Origin of the sequence: Thermomonas aquatica, assembly GCF_006337105.1 — a bacterium.
GTDB classification, from domain to species: domain Bacteria; phylum Pseudomonadota; class Gammaproteobacteria; order Xanthomonadales; family Xanthomonadaceae; genus Thermomonas; species Thermomonas aquatica.
On the sequence record NZ_CP040871.1, the window covers coordinates 1,787,150 to 1,803,051 of the forward strand.

16 protein-coding genes are annotated in these 15,902 nt (G+C 67.4%); 4 read left to right on the top strand and 12 right to left on the bottom strand.

Features of this window, described 5'->3' with window-relative positions; genetic code table 11:
* Positions 1–5 precede the first annotated feature (5 nt).
* Positions 6–1,118 (bottom strand): PA0069 family radical SAM protein, encoded by a 1,113-nt coding sequence (locus FHQ07_RS08510; protein WP_206202308.1) that lies wholly within the window; start codon positions 1,116–1,118, stop codon positions 6–8.
* 51 nt (positions 1,119–1,169) lie between these two features.
* On the opposite strand from FHQ07_RS08510, the gene cls reads away from it, so the two are divergent.
* The 3 genes from cls to FHQ07_RS08525 all read left to right on the top strand — a co-directional run bounded on the left by cls (position 1,170) and on the right by FHQ07_RS08525 (position 3,697).
* Positions 1,170–2,612 (top strand): cardiolipin synthase, encoded by a 1,443-nt coding sequence (gene cls / locus FHQ07_RS08515; protein WP_139716403.1) that lies wholly within the window; start codon positions 1,170–1,172, stop codon positions 2,610–2,612.
* A gap of 63 nt (positions 2,613–2,675) precedes the next feature.
* Positions 2,676–2,936 (top strand): hypothetical protein, encoded by a 261-nt coding sequence (locus FHQ07_RS08520; RefSeq protein ID WP_139716404.1) that lies wholly within the window; start codon positions 2,676–2,678, stop codon positions 2,934–2,936.
* The gene (locus FHQ07_RS08525) at positions 2,933–3,697 is read left to right on the top strand and encodes a pyridoxine 5'-phosphate synthase (protein WP_139716405.1); all 765 of its coding nucleotides are present in this window, start codon (positions 2,933–2,935) and stop codon (positions 3,695–3,697) included. Before FHQ07_RS08520 ends, FHQ07_RS08525 begins: the two co-directional genes overlap by 4 nt.
* 3 nt (positions 3,698–3,700) lie before the next feature.
* Here the strand turns inward: FHQ07_RS08525 and FHQ07_RS08530 are convergent, their stop codons facing one another.
* The 11 genes from FHQ07_RS08530 to dnaA form a co-directional block, all read right to left on the bottom strand.
* Complete coding sequence (locus FHQ07_RS08530; protein ID WP_139716406.1) at positions 3,701–4,108, bottom strand: ExbD/TolR family protein; 408 nt, start codon at positions 4,106–4,108, stop codon at positions 3,701–3,703.
* A 170-nt stretch (positions 4,109–4,278) separates the two neighbouring features.
* Positions 4,279–4,692: an ExbD/TolR family protein gene (locus FHQ07_RS08535; RefSeq protein ID WP_139716407.1), complete on the bottom strand. Its 414-nt coding sequence runs from the start codon at positions 4,690–4,692 to the stop codon at positions 4,279–4,281.
* An 11-nt stretch (positions 4,693–4,703) separates the two neighbouring features.
* Positions 4,704–5,129: an ExbD/TolR family protein gene (locus tag FHQ07_RS08540; protein WP_139716408.1), complete on the bottom strand. Its 426-nt coding sequence runs from the start codon at positions 5,127–5,129 to the stop codon at positions 4,704–4,706.
* 29 nt (positions 5,130–5,158) lie between these two features.
* Positions 5,159–5,917 carry a MotA/TolQ/ExbB proton channel family protein gene (locus tag FHQ07_RS08545; RefSeq protein ID WP_139716409.1) on the bottom strand — a complete coding sequence of 253 codons (759 nt, stop codon included), beginning with the start codon at positions 5,915–5,917 and terminating at the stop codon, positions 5,159–5,161.
* Between the two features lie 78 nt (positions 5,918–5,995).
* Positions 5,996–6,670, bottom strand: a complete 675-nt coding sequence (locus FHQ07_RS08550) for an energy transducer TonB (RefSeq protein ID WP_139717970.1) — start codon at positions 6,668–6,670, stop codon at positions 5,996–5,998.
* Positions 6,671–6,832: 162 nt separating this feature from the next.
* Complete coding sequence (locus FHQ07_RS08555) at positions 6,833–7,963, bottom strand: tetratricopeptide repeat protein (RefSeq protein ID WP_139716410.1); 1,131 nt, start codon at positions 7,961–7,963, stop codon at positions 6,833–6,835.
* A 115-nt stretch (positions 7,964–8,078) separates the two neighbouring features.
* Positions 8,079–8,891, bottom strand: a complete 813-nt coding sequence (locus tag FHQ07_RS08560) for a M48 family metallopeptidase (RefSeq protein ID WP_139716411.1) — start codon at positions 8,889–8,891, stop codon at positions 8,079–8,081.
* A gap of 86 nt (positions 8,892–8,977) precedes the next feature.
* Positions 8,978–11,470, bottom strand: a complete 2,493-nt coding sequence (gene gyrB, locus FHQ07_RS08565; protein WP_139716412.1) for a DNA topoisomerase (ATP-hydrolyzing) subunit B — start codon at positions 11,468–11,470, stop codon at positions 8,978–8,980.
* Positions 11,471–11,576: 106 nt separating this feature from the next.
* Positions 11,577–12,680: a DNA replication/repair protein RecF gene (recF, locus tag FHQ07_RS08570; RefSeq protein ID WP_139716413.1), complete on the bottom strand. Its 1,104-nt coding sequence runs from the start codon at positions 12,678–12,680 to the stop codon at positions 11,577–11,579.
* Between the two features lie 91 nt (positions 12,681–12,771).
* Positions 12,772–13,872 (bottom strand): DNA polymerase III subunit beta, encoded by a 1,101-nt coding sequence (gene dnaN / locus FHQ07_RS08575; RefSeq protein ID WP_139716414.1) that lies wholly within the window; start codon positions 13,870–13,872, stop codon positions 12,772–12,774.
* A gap of 319 nt (positions 13,873–14,191) precedes the next feature.
* A complete protein-coding gene (gene dnaA, locus FHQ07_RS08580) occupies positions 14,192–15,520 on the bottom strand; it encodes a chromosomal replication initiator protein DnaA (RefSeq protein ID WP_139716415.1) in 1,329 nt (442 codons plus the stop codon).
* Between the two features lie 225 nt (positions 15,521–15,745).
* On the opposite strand from dnaA, the gene rpmH reads away from it, so the two are divergent.
* Entirely contained in the window at positions 15,746–15,886 is a 141-nt protein-coding gene (gene rpmH / locus FHQ07_RS08585; RefSeq protein WP_139716416.1) for a 50S ribosomal protein L34, read from the top strand.
* Positions 15,887–15,902 lie beyond the last annotated feature (16 nt).

Here is a 15,902-nt window from a genome sequence, read left to right on the forward strand (position 1 = left end):
TTCGCTCAGAACAGCTCGCCCTGCGGCGTGGGTTTGCGCGGCGCGACGAACAGGTCGCTGCGCAGCGCCGGCAGCGCGCCGAAGCCGAGCCGCTTGCGGGTCTTGGCGAAACGCATGGCGATGAGCTCAGCGAACGGGCCCTGCCCGCGCATGCGGCTGCCGAACGCGCTGTCGTAATCCTTGCCGCCGCGCATCTGCCGGACCAGGCTCATCACGTGTCCGGCGCGCTCGGGATAGTGCAGGCGCAGCCATTCCCGCCAGATGTCCTTCAGTTCGTGCGGCAGCCTCAGCAGCACGTAGCCTGCGGCCTGCGCGCCGGCCTGGTGCGCGGCTTCGAGGATGTGCTCGAGGTGCTTGTCGGTGATCATCGGGATCACCGGCGCCACCAGCACGCCCACCGGCACCCCGGCCGCGCGCAAGCCCGCGATCATCTTCAAGCGCATGTGCGGCGCCGCCGCGCGCGGTTCCAGCTTCGCCGACAGCGCATTGTCGAGCGTGGTCACCGAGACGAACACGCTGACCAAGCCGTGTTGCGCCAGCTGCGCCAGCAGGTCGAGGTCGCGGACGATCGCGCTGCCCTTGGTGACGATGCTCAATGGATGTTTGGTCTCCAGCAGCACTTCGAGGCAGGCACGGCTGATGCCGTGGTCGCGCTCGATCGGCTGCCAGCCGTCGGTATTGATGCCGAGCGCGATCGGCGCCGGCACGTAGCCGGGTTTCGCCAGCTCGGCGCGCAACCGTTCCGCGGCGTTCGTCTTCGCGAACAACTTCGTCTCGAAATCCAGCCCGGGCGAGAGATCGAGGTAGGCATGCGAGGGCCGTGCGAAGCAGTACACGCAGCCATGCTCGCAACCTCGGTACGGATTGACAGACTGGCTGAAGGCGATGTCCGGCGACTGGTTGCGGCTGATGATGCTGCGCGCGCGTTCGACGGCGACCGTGGTGCGCGGTTTCGGCGCCTCGGCCAGGTCCTCGTACACCGATCCCCAGCCGTCGTCCTCGCCGCGCAGCGCGCGCGCCTCGAAGCGCCCGGCCACCCGCGAGGCCGCGCCGCGGCCCTTGATCGGCGCCTCGGCCTTGCGCGCATCCTCGGGCGTGCCATCACGCGACATTTCCATCGCCACACCCTACTCTTCCGTGGTCGCAGCGAACGCGACGACGGAGCCCGGATGTACGATTTCCTGCAACACGCGTGGGCCGCGTTCTGGGCGATCCCGCACATCCGCCCGTACCTCACGGTCGGCTGGATCGCCTACCTGTTCGGCCTGGGCATCTACATCGTGCTGCAGAAGCGCGAACCGGTGGCGACGATCAGCTGGCTGGTGAGCCTGGCCGCCCTGCCCTACATCGGCTTCTTCATCTACTACCTGCTCGGCCCGCAGAAGATCCGCAGGCATCGCCTGCGGCGTTCGCGCGCGCGGGTCGGCATGCCCGGCGAGATGCCCGCCGGCGACGAGGACGCGCGCGAACTGGCGCGGCTGGGGCAGGCCACCACCGGCCTGCCGCCGAGCACCGCGCAACGCGTCGACCTGCTGGTGGATGGCGCGGCGACCTACGACGCCCTGCTCGAGGCGGTCGCCGCCGCGACCGACCACATCCACCTCGAGTACTACATCTACACCCCGGATCGCAGCGGCGCCGCGTTGCGCGACGCGCTGCTGGAACGCGCGCGCGCCGGGGTGACGGTGCGCCTGCTGCTGGATGCGGTGGGCAGCTCGAAGATGCCCGGCAAGTTCTTCGCCGAGCTGCTGGCGGCCGGCGGCGAGCTGGCCTGGTTCCACCCGATGCGTTTCGGCCGCGTCTGGGAACGCCCGTGGCTGAACCTGCGCACCCACCGCAAGATCGTGGTGATCGACGGCCGCATCGGCTTCGCCGGCGGCATCAACATCACCGACGACGAGAACGACCGCCTGCGCGAGGACGCCTACCGCGACCTGCACCTGCGGATCGAGGGCGACGCGGTGCGCGCCTTGCAGCTGGTGTTCGTCGAGGACTGGGCCTATGCCACCGGCAACCGCGACTTCATCGGCGGGGTGGCGCGGGCGATGCCGGCGCCGGCGCATGGCCCGATCCCGGCGCAGGTGCTCACCTCCGGCCCGGATTCCGACTGGGAAGCGATCCACCGCCTGCACGTCGGCGCGATCCATTCGGCGAAGCGGCGGGCCTGGCTGGTCACGCCGTATTTCGTGCCCGGCGAAGCGGCGATGATGGCGCTGACCTCGGCCGCGTTCGGCGGCCTCGACGTGCGCCTGCTGGTGCCCAAGCAGAGCGACAGCAAGCTGGTCACCTACGCCGCGCGCTCGTACTTCGACACCCTGCTCGCGGCCGGGGTCAAGGTCTACGAATACGGCCCGCGGATGCTGCACACCAAGGCCCTGCTGGTCGACGACGACATGGCCCTGATCGGCAGCGCCAATTTCGATTCGCGCAGCTTCCGCCTCAACTTCGAGGTCTGCCTGCTGTTCCGCGATGCCGGGGTGGCCGGCGACCTGGCGAAGTTGATCGAGGGCGAATTCGCCCATGCGCCGCGGGTGCGCGACGACCGCGACCGCTCGCTGTTGCGGGCGCGCCTGCCGGAGGCGTTCGCGCGCCTGCTGGCGCCGCTGCTGTAGCGCTGCGTGCCGCGCCGGCCGGTGCCGGCGTACACTTCCGCCAGTCCCGTCGGAGCCGTCCGCATGCACTGGCTGTACCTCCTGCTCGCCTTCGCCGCGGTCCTGTTCGCGTTGAAGACCACCTCCAGCGGACTGATGGTGCTGTGCATGCTGGCCGCGCTGGCGCTGCTGCTGCTGTGGCTGGCCGGGCTGTACGCGGCACGCATGGCCGGTCGCAGCCGCGACCCCAGCGCGATGATCGATCCCGCCGAACTGCGCCGGCTGCGCGAGCAGGCCGAGGCGCGCAAGGCCGCGGCGGGCAACCCCGACCCGCCGGCGCCTTGAGCACCGCGCTCAGCGTCAACCTCAACAAGATCGCCGTGCTGCGCAATTCGCGCGGCGGCGGCGAACCCGACGTGGTGCGCGCGGGCATCGCCTGCCTGGATGCCGGCGCGCACGGCCTGACCGTGCACCCGCGTCCGGATGCGCGGCATATCCGCGAAGACGACGTGCATGCGCTGGCGGCGCTGTGCCGGGCGCGCGCGGTCGAGTTCAACATCGAAGGCAACCCGTTCGCCCCGCCCCGGCCCGGCTATCCGGGCCTGCTGGCGCTCTGCGATGCGGCACGGCCGGCCCAGGTCACCCTGGTCCCGGACGGCGACGGCCAACTGACCTCCGACCACGGGTTCGACTTCGTCCGCGATGGCGCGGCGCTGCTGCCGTTGGTCGCGGCCTTCAAGGCGCTGGGCTGCCGGGTCAGCGTGTTCGTCGATGTCGGCGACCCCGAAGTCGCGCGGGCGGCGGCATGCGGCGCGGACCGAGTCGAGCTATATACCGGGCCCTATGCCGAGGCCTTCGCCGCCGGCGATCCCGAATCCGCGCTTGCGGCGGCCGGCGAGACCGCCCGCCGCGCGCAAGCCGCGGGGCTCGCGGTGAACGCCGGCCACGACCTCAACCAGGCCAACCTTGCCGGCTTCCTGCGCAGGGTGCCGGACGTGCGCGAAGTGTCGATCGGCCACGCCCTGATCGGCGAAGCCCTGTACGCCGGCCTCGAGGCGACGGTACGCGGCTACCGCCGCATCGTGGATGCGGCGGCGCGCGATTGAAGTTCAACGCCTGATCGCGATGTCGCGGTAACCGGCATTGCGCGCGGCGGCCAGGGCCACCGCGAACGCGCGGTATTCGGCATCGCCATTGCTGTCCAGGGACAGCGTCGCCTGCGGCGCCTGCGCATGCTGGGCACGCAGTTCGGCCGCCAGCGCCGGCAGTTCGACCCGCACGCCATCGAGCAGGACGCTGCCGTCGGCCTGGACCTGGACGACCACCGGCTCCGGCCTGGGAAGCGGGCGTTCCGGGGTAGCGCGCGGCAAGTCGAGTGTCAGCGCAGCGCTGCGGATGGGCATGGTGACCATGAAGATCACCAGCAGCACGAGCATGACGTCGACCAGCGGGGTGATGTTGATCCCGGCGATGGCGCCCTGCGCCTGGCGGGGTGCGGAGAAGACGGAAGCAGCCATGCGACCTCCTGTGCGGGCCCGATGCCCGCCTTCACGCTGCGCCCGTCGACGCGCGCCGTCAAGCGCCTGGCGCCGGCGACGCAGACCGCGCGCAAAAAAAAACGCCGCCCTTGCGGGGCGGCGCCGTCATCCACGACGGGCTCCGGAATCCGGAGCCGGATAGTTGGTTATCAGTTCTGGACGAAGCCGATCTTGACCATTTCCGCGTTCTTGGCGGCAACCAGCACCTTGGCCAGGATGCCGTATTCGGCGCTGTCGTTGGTTTCGATCTGCAGTTCCGGCTGGTTGCTCGGATCGCGCTCGACCTCGGTCGCCATCATCTTCTCGAGCGAGCCGACCGGGGTCGGGGTATCGTTCCAGAACACCTGGCCGGACGCATCGATGCGCAGGCTGATCGGCTCCGGCGGATCCTTCGGATTCTCCGGTGGCTTGTCGGTCTTCTGCGGCAGGTCGACATCGACCGGGATCGACTGGATCGGCATGGTCACCATGAAGATGATCAGCAGCACCAGCATCACGTCCACCAGCGGCGTGACGTTGATGTCGGCCATCGCACCGCCACCGGAATTGCTAGAAAACGCCATGACGGTTCTCCTCAGCCTTTCTTCGGCGGGGTGGTGATGAAGCCGACCTTGGCCACGCCCTGCTGCTGCGCGATCTTCACGATCTCGCTGACCATGCGGTAAGGCGTGGTCTTGTCGCCGCGGATCTGCACCGGCGGCTGCGGGGTCTTCTGCGCCTCGACCGAAAGCCGGCTTTCGATCGCCTGCTTGGTGGTCGGCTCGTCGTTGAGGAAGAGCGCGCCAGCCTCGGTCACCGAGATGGTGATCGGCGGGATCTTGGCTTTGTCTTCGGGCTTCTTTTCGAGCACAGCCTCCGGCAGCTTCACCTTGACCTTATGGTTCATCAGCGGAGTGGTGATCATGAAGATGATCAGCAGCACCAACATCACGTCCACGAGGGGCGTGACGTTGATCTCGGCCATCGGGCCGCCGCTGTCGTTACCGGAACTGAAGGCCATGGTGATGCTCCGTCAGGCTGTTCGGGCGATCAGCGCTTGCCGGCCACTTCGCCGACGCGCGAGCCGGTGGCGAAGAAGTCGTGCAGGTCGTGCGCGAAGGTGTCGAACTGGTTGTTGGTGACGCGGTTCAGGCGGACGAAGAAGTTGTACGCCAGCACCGCCGGGATCGCCACGAACAGACCGATCGCGGTCATGATCAGGGCTTCGCCCACCGGACCCGCCACCGCCGAGATCGAGGCGTCGCCCGACGAACCGATCTTGATCAGCGCGTGGTAGATGCCCCACACGGTGCCGAGCAGGCCGACGAACGGCGCGGTCGAACCGGTGGTCGCGAGCACGGTCAGGCCGTTCTCGAGGCGCGAGGATTCGCGGGTCACGGCCTGGCGCAGGGCGCGGTCGACGAACTCGGAGCGGTTCAGCGACTCGGCCAGGCGCGAACCGTCGTGGCGCTGGTGGTGGGCGGCGGCCTGGGCGGCGTCCAGGGCGATCTTGGAGAACGGCTCGGAGGCCGGCTGCTCTTCCATGTAGCGGATCGCGTCCTGCGCGTTCGGGGTTTCCCAGAACGTGCCGATCACCTTGTCGCCACGGCCACGCAGGCGCATGTTCTTGATGAAATTGATGATGATCCAGTACCAGGACATCACCGACATGACCGAGAGCGTGATGAACACGGCCCAGCCGACTACGTCGAAGTTCTGGATCAGATGGTCGAAGCCCATCTGCTGCAGCGCGGCGGCGTTGTTGCCTCCGGCGGCGGCAGGGGCGGCAGCAGTCGTTTCTTGCAACATACGCTTACCTTTGGGTGTCGTGGATGAGGTTTATTAAGCGGAACAAAAGCGAACGGGTGGAACGATTGGAGCGAACGATTATCCGCGCAAGGTGAAGTCGACCGGGACGCGCACGCGGCTGGCGATCTTCTTGCCGTCGCGCACTTCCGGGTTGAACTTCCAGCGGCGTGCTGCCTGGACCGCGGCGCGATCGAGGTTGCGGTTGCCGCTGGACCTTTCGACCTCGACGTCGAGCACGCCGCCCGAGGCGTCGATGCTGACGATCAACACGGTCTGGCCCTGGATGCCGCGACGCTGTTCCTCCGGCGGGTACTTCGGCGGATTCATCGCACGCGAGGAGGCATCGACTCCCGAACTCATGTCCGGAACCGAGGACGGCGGAGCGGGCGGCGACGGCGGCGGCGCCTGCACGTCGACGGCGCGCGGGGTGTCCAGCACCACCGGCGGCTCGTCCGGCGGCGGCGGCAACGGGGTCTTGGTCGGCGGCGCCAGCGTCTTGATCGGCGGCGGCGGCTTGTCGGTCGGTGGCGGCGGCGGCGGCGGTGGCGGCGGCGGCGGCGGCGGTTCGATGAAGGTGACGTTGACCACGTCCTCTTCGTCGGTTTCCTGCGCGGGTGGCGAAATCGGCGCCAACAGCAGCAACAGGGCCGCGGCGTGCAGGGCGAGGGCGAAGCTGATGCCGGCGATGCGCGGCCAGCTCAAGCCGCCTTCGCGGTCGTCGTTATTCTCGGTTTGGGCGAGATCTTGCGTCATGCGCACGGCTCTGGTGTGGGAAGCCCCGTACGCGATGCGCCGGGGCGGCAACATGCGGCCCGGGGGCCGCAGGAACCTCGTAGTCTATACCAATCCCCTGCGCTTGTTCCAAGCCCGGGATTTGGTACAGGGCGTTTCAACACGTGTTTCGGGCAGTACGTCTCAACGCGAAAGGATGTTCTTCGCTTCGTCCGGCTTCTTGACGCCCTTGTCCAGCGCCTTCTGCGCCGCGGCCTTGGCATCCGCTTTCTTGCCGCTGTATTCCAGCACTTTCGCCAGGTTGAGGTAAGCCTCGCCATCGGCGGCCATCGGGGCGGCCTTGCCGTACAGCTCGATGGCAAGCGCGATCTTGTCGTCGACGTAGGCGTTCTGCGCCAGCACCTGATAGTCGCGCGCAAGGTCGGGGCCTGCCTGCAGGATGCCCTTGCCCAAGCCCTCCTCGATCACCTTCTTCGCATCGTCCCAACGCTGTGCGTTCATGTAGCCGACGTACAACGCGCGCAACTCCCGGCTTTCGCTCAGCATGCCGCGCTTGTAGGCGTCCTCGAGCAGCACGTTGGCCTGGTCGAACTTGTCTGCGCCCTGCAGCGCGGCGACCGCGTTCATCAGGATGCGCTTGTCGGCCGGGTTCTTGGCGACCAGGTCCTTGTAGATCACCGCCGCTTCCTCGTTGCGGCCAAGGTTGGCAAGGATGCCGGCGCGGAAAGCGGCGTGCTTCGGGTCTTCCGACTTGGTTTCGGCCAGGAAGCGATCGATCGTCGCCAGCGCATCGGCATATTTCTCATTGCCGAACTGGATCACCGCAAGGTTGAACAGGGTGTTGAAGTGGCTGTCGTTGTCCAGCCCGTTGGCGTCGACTGCCTTCTTGAAATAATCCGCGGCCTTGACCTGGTCGTCGAGGTCTGCCGCGGCATTGCCCGCCATCGAATAGGCGAAGGACTTCTCGTAGGCGCCGGCAGCCGGCAACGCCGCTACCTGCTCGGCCTTGGCGATCACGCCGGCCATGTCCTGCTTCACGTAGAGATCCTGCAACGCTTCCAGCTGCTTCACGGTCTTGCCGCTAGCCTTGGCATCCGGGGAAACCCGGGTCGCATTCGGATATTGCGCCGGCTTCTGCTCGGGCTGCTTCGCTTCTTCCTTGCCCTTGCCCAGCTCGGCCATCCGCTTGGCGCGCTGTTCACGCATGGTGGGTGTTCCCTTGTCCTGCTGCGCATGGGCGACGGGCGCCACCGTGGCGAGGGCCAGGGCGCCAGCCAGGGCAACGAACAGGGGGCGATGAGCGAAGCGGGTCATTGGAGTCACCTCGAAGCGTTGTAATCGGTTCCGCCATCACTTGGCGGGGGTCGCACCGTAGCAGAAAGCGCGGCGCTTGAACTGTGCCGGAACGATGCCGGCCCCTGTCGTTAAGCTACTGGCAACGCGGGCTGTTGCCGGCCTTGCGCGACGCCTCCATCGCCGGCAGCAAGCCATCGGCGCGGGCCTGCAGTTCGCGCAGGCGCGAAGCCGGGTCCGGATGGGTGGACAGCCACTGCGGCGGCCTGGCGCCGCCGGCCGCGGCCATGTTCTGCCACAGCGCCACGGCGCCGCGCGGGTCGTAGCCCGCCTTCGCCATCAACTGCTGGCCGACGACATCGGCCTCGGACTCCTGCACGCGCGAATTCGGCAGCAGCAGGCCGGCCTGCGCCGCCATGCCCCCACCCTGCGCCACCGCGTTGCCGACGCCTTCGCCATAACGGGCGCCGGCGAGCCCGGACAGGATCTGCAGCGCCCCCGCTGCGCCCATCTGGCGGGTGATGCGTTCGTTGTGGTGGTGCGCGATCACGTGGCCGATCTCGTGCGAAACCACCCCCGCCAGCTCGTCCTGGTTCTTCGCCACCTTGAAGATGCCGGTGTAGACGCCGACCTTGCCGCCCGGCAGGGCGAAGGCGTTGGTTTCCGGATCCTCGAACAGGGCGACTTCCCAGTTCAGCCGCTGCCAGTCGGGCGGCAACTGGCGGACCAGGCTGGCCACCACGCAGCGCACGTAGGCGGTTTGCCGGCTGTCCTTCGACTGCGGCTTCTGCTGCCTGACCTGGGCGAAGGCCTGTTCGCCCAGCTGCGCCAGTTGCGCCTCGGAAACGCCGCCCACCACCTGGGTGCGCCCGGTCGGCGAGGTCGTGGTGGCGCAGGCGGATACGGCGGCGGCAATCGCCATGCACAGCAACAGGGCCCTGGCTTTCATCGCGACATTCCTTGACGGGGATTGCGCATGTTAAATGCGCCCCGCCTCAAGCCCGCGTCAAGCTGCGTTGCGGCAAGCCGGCGCGCTCAGACGTCGAGGTTGGCCACCTTCAGCGCATTGTCCTCGATGAACTCGCGGCGCGGTTCCACCACGTCGCCCATCAGGGTGCTGAAGATCGCGTCGGCGGCGACCGCGTCCTCGATCCGCACCTGCAGCAGGCGGCGGGTATCCGGGTTCACCGTGGTATCCCACAGCTGTTCCGGGTTCATCTCGCCGAGGCCCTTGAAGCGCTGGATCTGGCGGCCCTTCTTGGCCTCCTCCAGCAACCACGCCTGCGCATCGGCGAAGCTCGCCACCGGCGCGGCGCGATTGCCGCGCACGATCTGCGCACCGTCGCGGACCAGGCCGTGCAGCACAGCGGCGGCTTCGCGCAAGGGCTTCAGCTCGCCATGCTCGAAGATCGACAGCGGCAATACCTGGGTCAGCTCCTCGCCCATGTGCAGGCGGGTGATCAACAGCGCGGCGTGGCGGGATTCGTTCGCCGCCTGCAGCCGCAGCGTGTAACGCGGCTTGCCCAGGCCGGTGCGGTTGAGCTTGGCCGCCAGTGCTTCCAGTTCGCGCGCCTCGTCGGTGTGCTCGGCCAGCGAGGCCGCGTCCAGCGGGGTGAAGTCGATCAGCGATTCCAGCACGATCGGATCGAAGCGGTGCGCGTTGCGGGCGATCGCGGCGCGGGCATTGGCGAAGGCCAACAACAGGGATTCCAGCGCAGCGCCTTCGATCCCGGGTTCGCCGGCGGCAGGAATCAGTTGCGCACCATCGACCGCATTGTTGGCCAGGTAGGCATCCAGCGCCGCGTCGTCCTTCAGGTACAGCTCGTTCTTGCCCTGCTTGATCTTGTACAGCGGCGGCAGGCCGATGTAGACGTGGCCGCGCTCGATCAGCTCCGGCATCTGCCGGTAGAAGAAGGTCAGCAGCAGGGTGCGGATGTGCGAACCGTCGACGTCGGCGTCGGTCATCAGGATGATGCGGTGGTAGCGCAGCTTGTCCGGGTTGTACTCGTCCTTGCCGATGCCGGTACCGAGGGCGGTGATCAGGGTGCCGACTTCGGCACTGGCCAGCATGCGGTCGAAGCGCGCGCGCTCGACGTTGAGGATCTTGCCCTTCAGCGGCAGGATCGCCTGGGTCTTGCGGTTGCGGCCCTGCTTGGCCGAACCGCCCGCCGAGTCGCCCTCGACGATGAACAGTTCCGACAGCGCCGGATCCTTTTCCTGACAGTCGGCGAGCTTGCCAGGCAGCCCTGCGATATCCAGCGCGCCCTTGCGGCGGGTCAGGTCGCGGGCCTTGCGCGCGGCTTCGCGGGCGCGGGCGGCGTCGACGATCTTGCCGGCGATCGCCCTCGCCTCATTCGGGTTTTCCTGCAGGAATTCCTCGAGCTTGGCGGCGAACACCGAATCCACCACCGCGCGCACCGGCTCGGTGACCAGCTTTTCCTTGGTCTGCGAGGAGAAGCCCGGATCCGGCACCTTCACCGACAGCACCGCGATCATGCCTTCGCGCATGTCGTCGCCCGACAGCGCCACCTTGGCCTGCTTGGCGATGCCGCTCTGCTCGATGTAACGGGTCAGGGTGCGGGTCAGCGCGGCGCGGAAGCCGGTCAGGTGGGTGCCGCCGTCCTTCTGCGGGATGTTGTTGGTGAAGCAGTACATCGTTTCCTGGTAGGAATCGCTCCACTGGACGGCACAATCGACGACGATGTCGTCCTGTTCGCCGGAGATTGAGATCACATTGGGGTGCAGCGGGGTCTTCAGCTGGGCCAGGTGCTCGACGAAGCTGCGGATGCCGCCCTCGTACTGGAAGATGTCGTGCTTGCCATCCAGGCGCTCGTCGATCAGCTCGATCTTGACGCCCGAATTGAGGAAGGACAGCTCGCGCAGGCGCCGGGCCAGGATGTCGTAGTGGAATTCGACGTTGTCGTTGAACGCCACCGCCGACGGCCAGAAGCGCACCTCGGTACCGCGCTTGTCCGACGGCTCCAGCTGCTTGAGCGGATACACCGGTTCGCCGTGGCGGTATTCCTGCTGGTAGTGGTGGCCGTCGCGCCAGATGTCGAGCAACAGCTTCTCCGACAGCGCATTGACCACCGACACGCCGACGCCGTGCAGGCCGCCGGACACCTTGTAACTGTTGTCGTCGAACTTGCCGCCGGCGTGCAGCACGGTCATCACCACCTCGGCAGCGGAGATGTCGCGGCCCTGCTTCTCGCTTTCCTTGGCGTGCCGGCCGACCGGGATGCCGCGGCCGTTGTCCCAGACCGAGACCGAACCATCGTCGTGGATGGTCACCCGCACCGCATCGGCATGCCCGGCCAGGGCTTCGTCCACGCCGTTGTCGACGACCTCGAACACCATGTGATGCAGGCCGGAACCGTCGTTGACGTTGCCGATGTACATGCCCGGGCGCTTGCGGACGGCTTCCAGGCCTTCCAGCGCGGTGATGCTGTTGGCGTCGTAGTTGCCGGCGGTCTTGTTCGCAGCGGCGGATTCGGGCGCCTGGCCCGGGGTGGACTCGTTGTTCGACATCGACGCGTTCGGCTCCCGCGGCACGCAGACAGGCGTCGATGCGCGCCGAGACACATTAGCTATAGGAACCCAGAGTATAGCAATCGACGCCTGCAGGCGCCCGCGCCTAGGCGCATAGCCGCGCCACGCTCCCATGTTCCACGTGGAACATGGCCACCGGCAGATCCAGTTCCCGCAGGACCGCCGGCGGTTCGGTTCCGGTCACGAACACCTGCGCACCGCTGGCATGCAAGGCTTGCAGGACGCGGCGTTGATGAGGGCGATCGAGCTCGGACGCCAGGTCATCCAGCTGCAGCACCGGCCAATGACCGTCCTGCCCGGCCAAGTATGCCGCCTGCGCCAGCAACAAGGCCAATGCGGCCAGTTTGGCCTGCCCGCGCGACAGGCCGTCGCGCCCCGGCAAGTCGCGCAATTCCAGGCGCAGGTCGGCGCGATGCGGTCCGACCGAGGTGTGGCCTTGGACCAGATCGCGGTCGCGGGCCAACAGCAGGGCATCCGCAAGCGACAACTCCTGGCGTCGCCAGCCAGGCAGCAGTTCCAGCCGCGCACTGCCTGCCCCCGGCAGCAGGGCCGCGATCATCGCCTCGAGATGCGGCTGCAGCCGCGCGACATGGGCCTCGCGCTGCGCACAGAGGGCTTCACCGGCCTGCGCCAGCTCGTGTTCCCAAGCGTCCAGCTGCGCATCCACCCGGCGCTGCCGCAGCAAGGCATTGCGCTGCTTCAACGCGCGCGCGTGCCGGCGCCACTGCAGCAGGAAGTCGCCGCCACGATCCGCGCGTTCCACGTGGAACAGCCCCCAGTCCAGGTAACGCCGCCGACCTTCGCTGGATCCATCGATCAAGGCATGGCTGCCGGGTTCGAAACTGACCACCGCCAGCGCTTCGCACAGCTCGCCCAGGTGGCCGACGGCGGCGCCATCGAGGCGGGCATCCCAGTCGCCACCCGAGTGGCGCAAGCCCGCGCGATGCGCCGGGCCGGAACCAGCCTGCCATTCGACATAGACGCTGAGCGCCTGCTCTCCCTGCCGGACCAGGCCATCGCGCACCCGGCCACGGAAGCTGCGCCCGTGCGCCAGCAGATGCAGGGCCTCCAGCAGGCTGGTCTTGCCGCTGCCGTTGTCGCCGGTCACCAGGTTGAAACCGGGCCGGGGTTCCAGCTCGGCCTCGGCGAAGCGACGGAACGATTGCACGCGCAGGCGCTGGACGATCATCGGGCGAATTCTGGGATGCCGCGCGCCAAACGGCAACGCCCGGCCGGAGCCGGGCGCTGGACCTCATGTTCCACGTGGAACAGCAACGCCGTCAGAGCCGCAGCGGCATCACCACGTGACGGGCATGCAGGCTGCTGGCGCCACGCACCAGCGCGGAGGAGTTGGCGTCGCGCAATTGCAGGACCACATGCTCGTCACGCAATGCGGAGAGTGCATCCAGCAGGTAATTGACGTTGAAGCCGATCGCCAGCGCATCCACATGGGTGTCGGCCTCGACCTCTTCCTGCGCCTCTTCCTGCTCCGGGTTGTGCGCGCTGATCCTGAGCTGGCCCGGCGATACCTCGACGCGCACGCCGCGGTACTTCTCGTTGGACAGGATCGAGGCGCGCTGCAGGGCGGCGCGCAGTACCTCGCGGTCGATCTTGACCTCGCGGTCGGCGCCGATCGGGATCACCGCTTCGTAATCCGGGAACTTGCCGTCGATCAGCTTGCTGGTGAAGGTCACATCGTCGCGCTTGACCCGGATGTGGTTGCGGCCGAGTTCCAGTTCCAGGGTGCGATCGCCGCCTTCCAGCAGGCGCTGCAGTTCCTGCACGCCCTTGCGCGGGACGATGATCTGGCGCTTGCTGCCGCTGGGGCCGTCCAGCGCCGCCTCGCACAGGGCCAGGCGGTGGCCGTCGGTGGCGACGCAACGCAAGGTGGCGTCGCGCAGGTCGAACAGCAGGCCATTGAGGTAATAGCGCACGTCCTGCTGGGCCATCGCGAACGCGGTGCGTTCGATCAGTTCCTTGAGAGAGGCCTCCGGCACCGAAACATGCTCGGTGGCTTCGACTTCGTCCACCGAGGGGAAATCGTTGGCCGGGAGGCTGGCCAGGCTGAAGCGGCTGCGGCCGGCCTGCACCCCGACCTTGTCGCCGGTCTGGCTGATGGTGACCTTGCTGCCGTCGGGCAGGGCCCGCACGATTTCGAACAGCTTGCGCGCCGGGATCGTGGTTTCGCCGTCCTGGGCGTCGTCCACCGCGGTACGCGCGACCATCTCCACTTCCAGATCGGTGCCGGTCAGCGAGAGCTGGCCATCGCGCACCTTGACCAGCAAGTTGGCCAGGACCGGCAAGGTCTGCCGGCGCTCGACGACATTGACCACTTGCGCAAGCGGCTTCAGCAGGACTTCGCGTTGCAGGGAGAACCGCATGTTGACCCCTAAGTTCCGATGCGTGGAGGCCGGTCTGGGCGTGCTGTCCGGCTCTTGAAGAAATGGATAAATCTAAAAACCTGGTGGAGATAGTGCCGCCGAAAACGCGGGAAAACACACTCAAATACTTGTTTTCAAACGATTTTATTCAAATGAAAGCGCGTGGAAAACTGTCCTGCAGCTTGCGGATAACGTGTGGATAACTGCGGCGGCCGATCCAGCTTGCGGTGTTATCCACAGCTTGTCCCGTGGTCATTCACCGAGTTTGCGGATCGGCTTTGCCGTGGTTCCCCTGGTCGCGCGGAAACGATGGAACCCATCATTCGCTCAACTTCCGGATCAGCTTCTCCCAGTCCTCGTGCAGCTTGCCGTCGCTCTCCATCAGGTGGCGGATCTGGCGGCAGGCATGCAGCACGGTGGTGTGGTCGCGGCCATCGAACGCATCGCCGATTTCCGGCAGGCTGTGTTCGGTCAGTTCCTTGGCCAGGGCCATCGCCATCTGCCGCGGACGGGCCAGCGAGCGGGTCCGTTTCTTCCCCAGCATCTCCCTCAATTGCAGGCCGTAGTAGTCTGCCACGACCTTCTGGATGTTGGCGATGCTGATCGCCTGCTGCTGCGCGCGGAGCAGGTCGCGCAGGGTTTCCTGGGCGAATTCCAGGCTCAGCGCGCGGCCGGCGAAACCGGCTTCGGCGACCAGCTTGTTGATCGCGCCCTCCAGTTCGCGCACGTTGCTGCGCATCTTCTTGGCGATCAGCTGGGCGACGTCGGCCGGGACCTCGGTGCCGCGCTCGCGCGCCTTGGCCAGCACGATCTGCGCGCGGGTCTCGAAGTCGGGCGGGTCGATCGCCACCGACAGGCCCCAGCCCAGCCGCGATTTCAGCCGCGGCTCCAGGCCTTCCACTTCGCGCGGGTAGCGGTCGCAGGTCAGGATGATCTGCTGGCGGCCGTCGAACAGCGCGTTGAAGGTATGGAAGAACTCCTCCTGGGTACGGTCCTTGCCGGCGAAGAACTGGATGTCGTCGATCAGCAGGGCGTCGATGCCCTGGAACTGGCGCTTGAACGCCTCCATGCCGCCGCTGGTCTTGTCGTACAGGGCCTTGGTGAAGGCGTTCATGAACTGCTCGGAACGCAGGTACATGACCCTGGCCGCCGGGTTGGCGACACGCATCTGGTTGCCGGCGGCGAACATCAGGTGGGTCTTGCCGAGGCCGGTGCCGCCGTACAGCAGCAATGGATTGTGGGCGCGGTCGCCGGGCTTGAGCGCGGCCTGCCAGGCGGCGGCGCGGCCGAGCTGGTTGCTGCGGCCCTCGACGAAATTGTCGAAGGTGTAGTGGGTATCGAGATTGCCCTGGAACGCCTCGGCCGGGTTTGCCGGGCGTGCGGCGGCGGCGGTGCTGCCGGCGACCGGCTCGACCCGGCGCAGGGTGCCGATGTCCAGGCTGACCTCGGCTTCGCCGAAATGCGCGGCCAGCTCGCGGATGCGCGGCAGGTAATGGCTGCGCACTTCCTCCATCACGAAGGCGTTCGGCGCATACAGCACCAGCTGGCGGTCGCGACGATCGGCCTGCAGCGGCTTCAGCCAGGTGCGGACATCCTCCAGCGGCAGTTCGGCTTCGAGGCGTTGCAGGCAGCGGGGCCAGACTTCCATGGCAGGCGGATACTCTCGGACGGGCGCGATCGACGGGGCCACCGGCGCCGACCGGCCGCCTGTGGATAACATCGGGGACGCGGCAGCGTATCACCGCCCTCGACAGGCGACCATCATTGCCGGAGGCGGACGTCCGGATGTTTCATCGCAACGGGGGCGCTTGACCGGAAATCCTTTAGCCGCTATGCTTCCGAATCTTTTCCGCCGTAAATACGCAGGCCAGCCATGGCGACCAAGCGCACCTACCAACCCAGCAACTTGAAGCGCAAGCGCGATCACGGTTTCCGTGCCCGCATGGCGACCGCCGATGGCCGCAAGATCCTCGCGCGCCGTCGTGCGAAGGGCCGCAGCCGCCTGACCGTCTGACCCGCGTCCGGCCGTG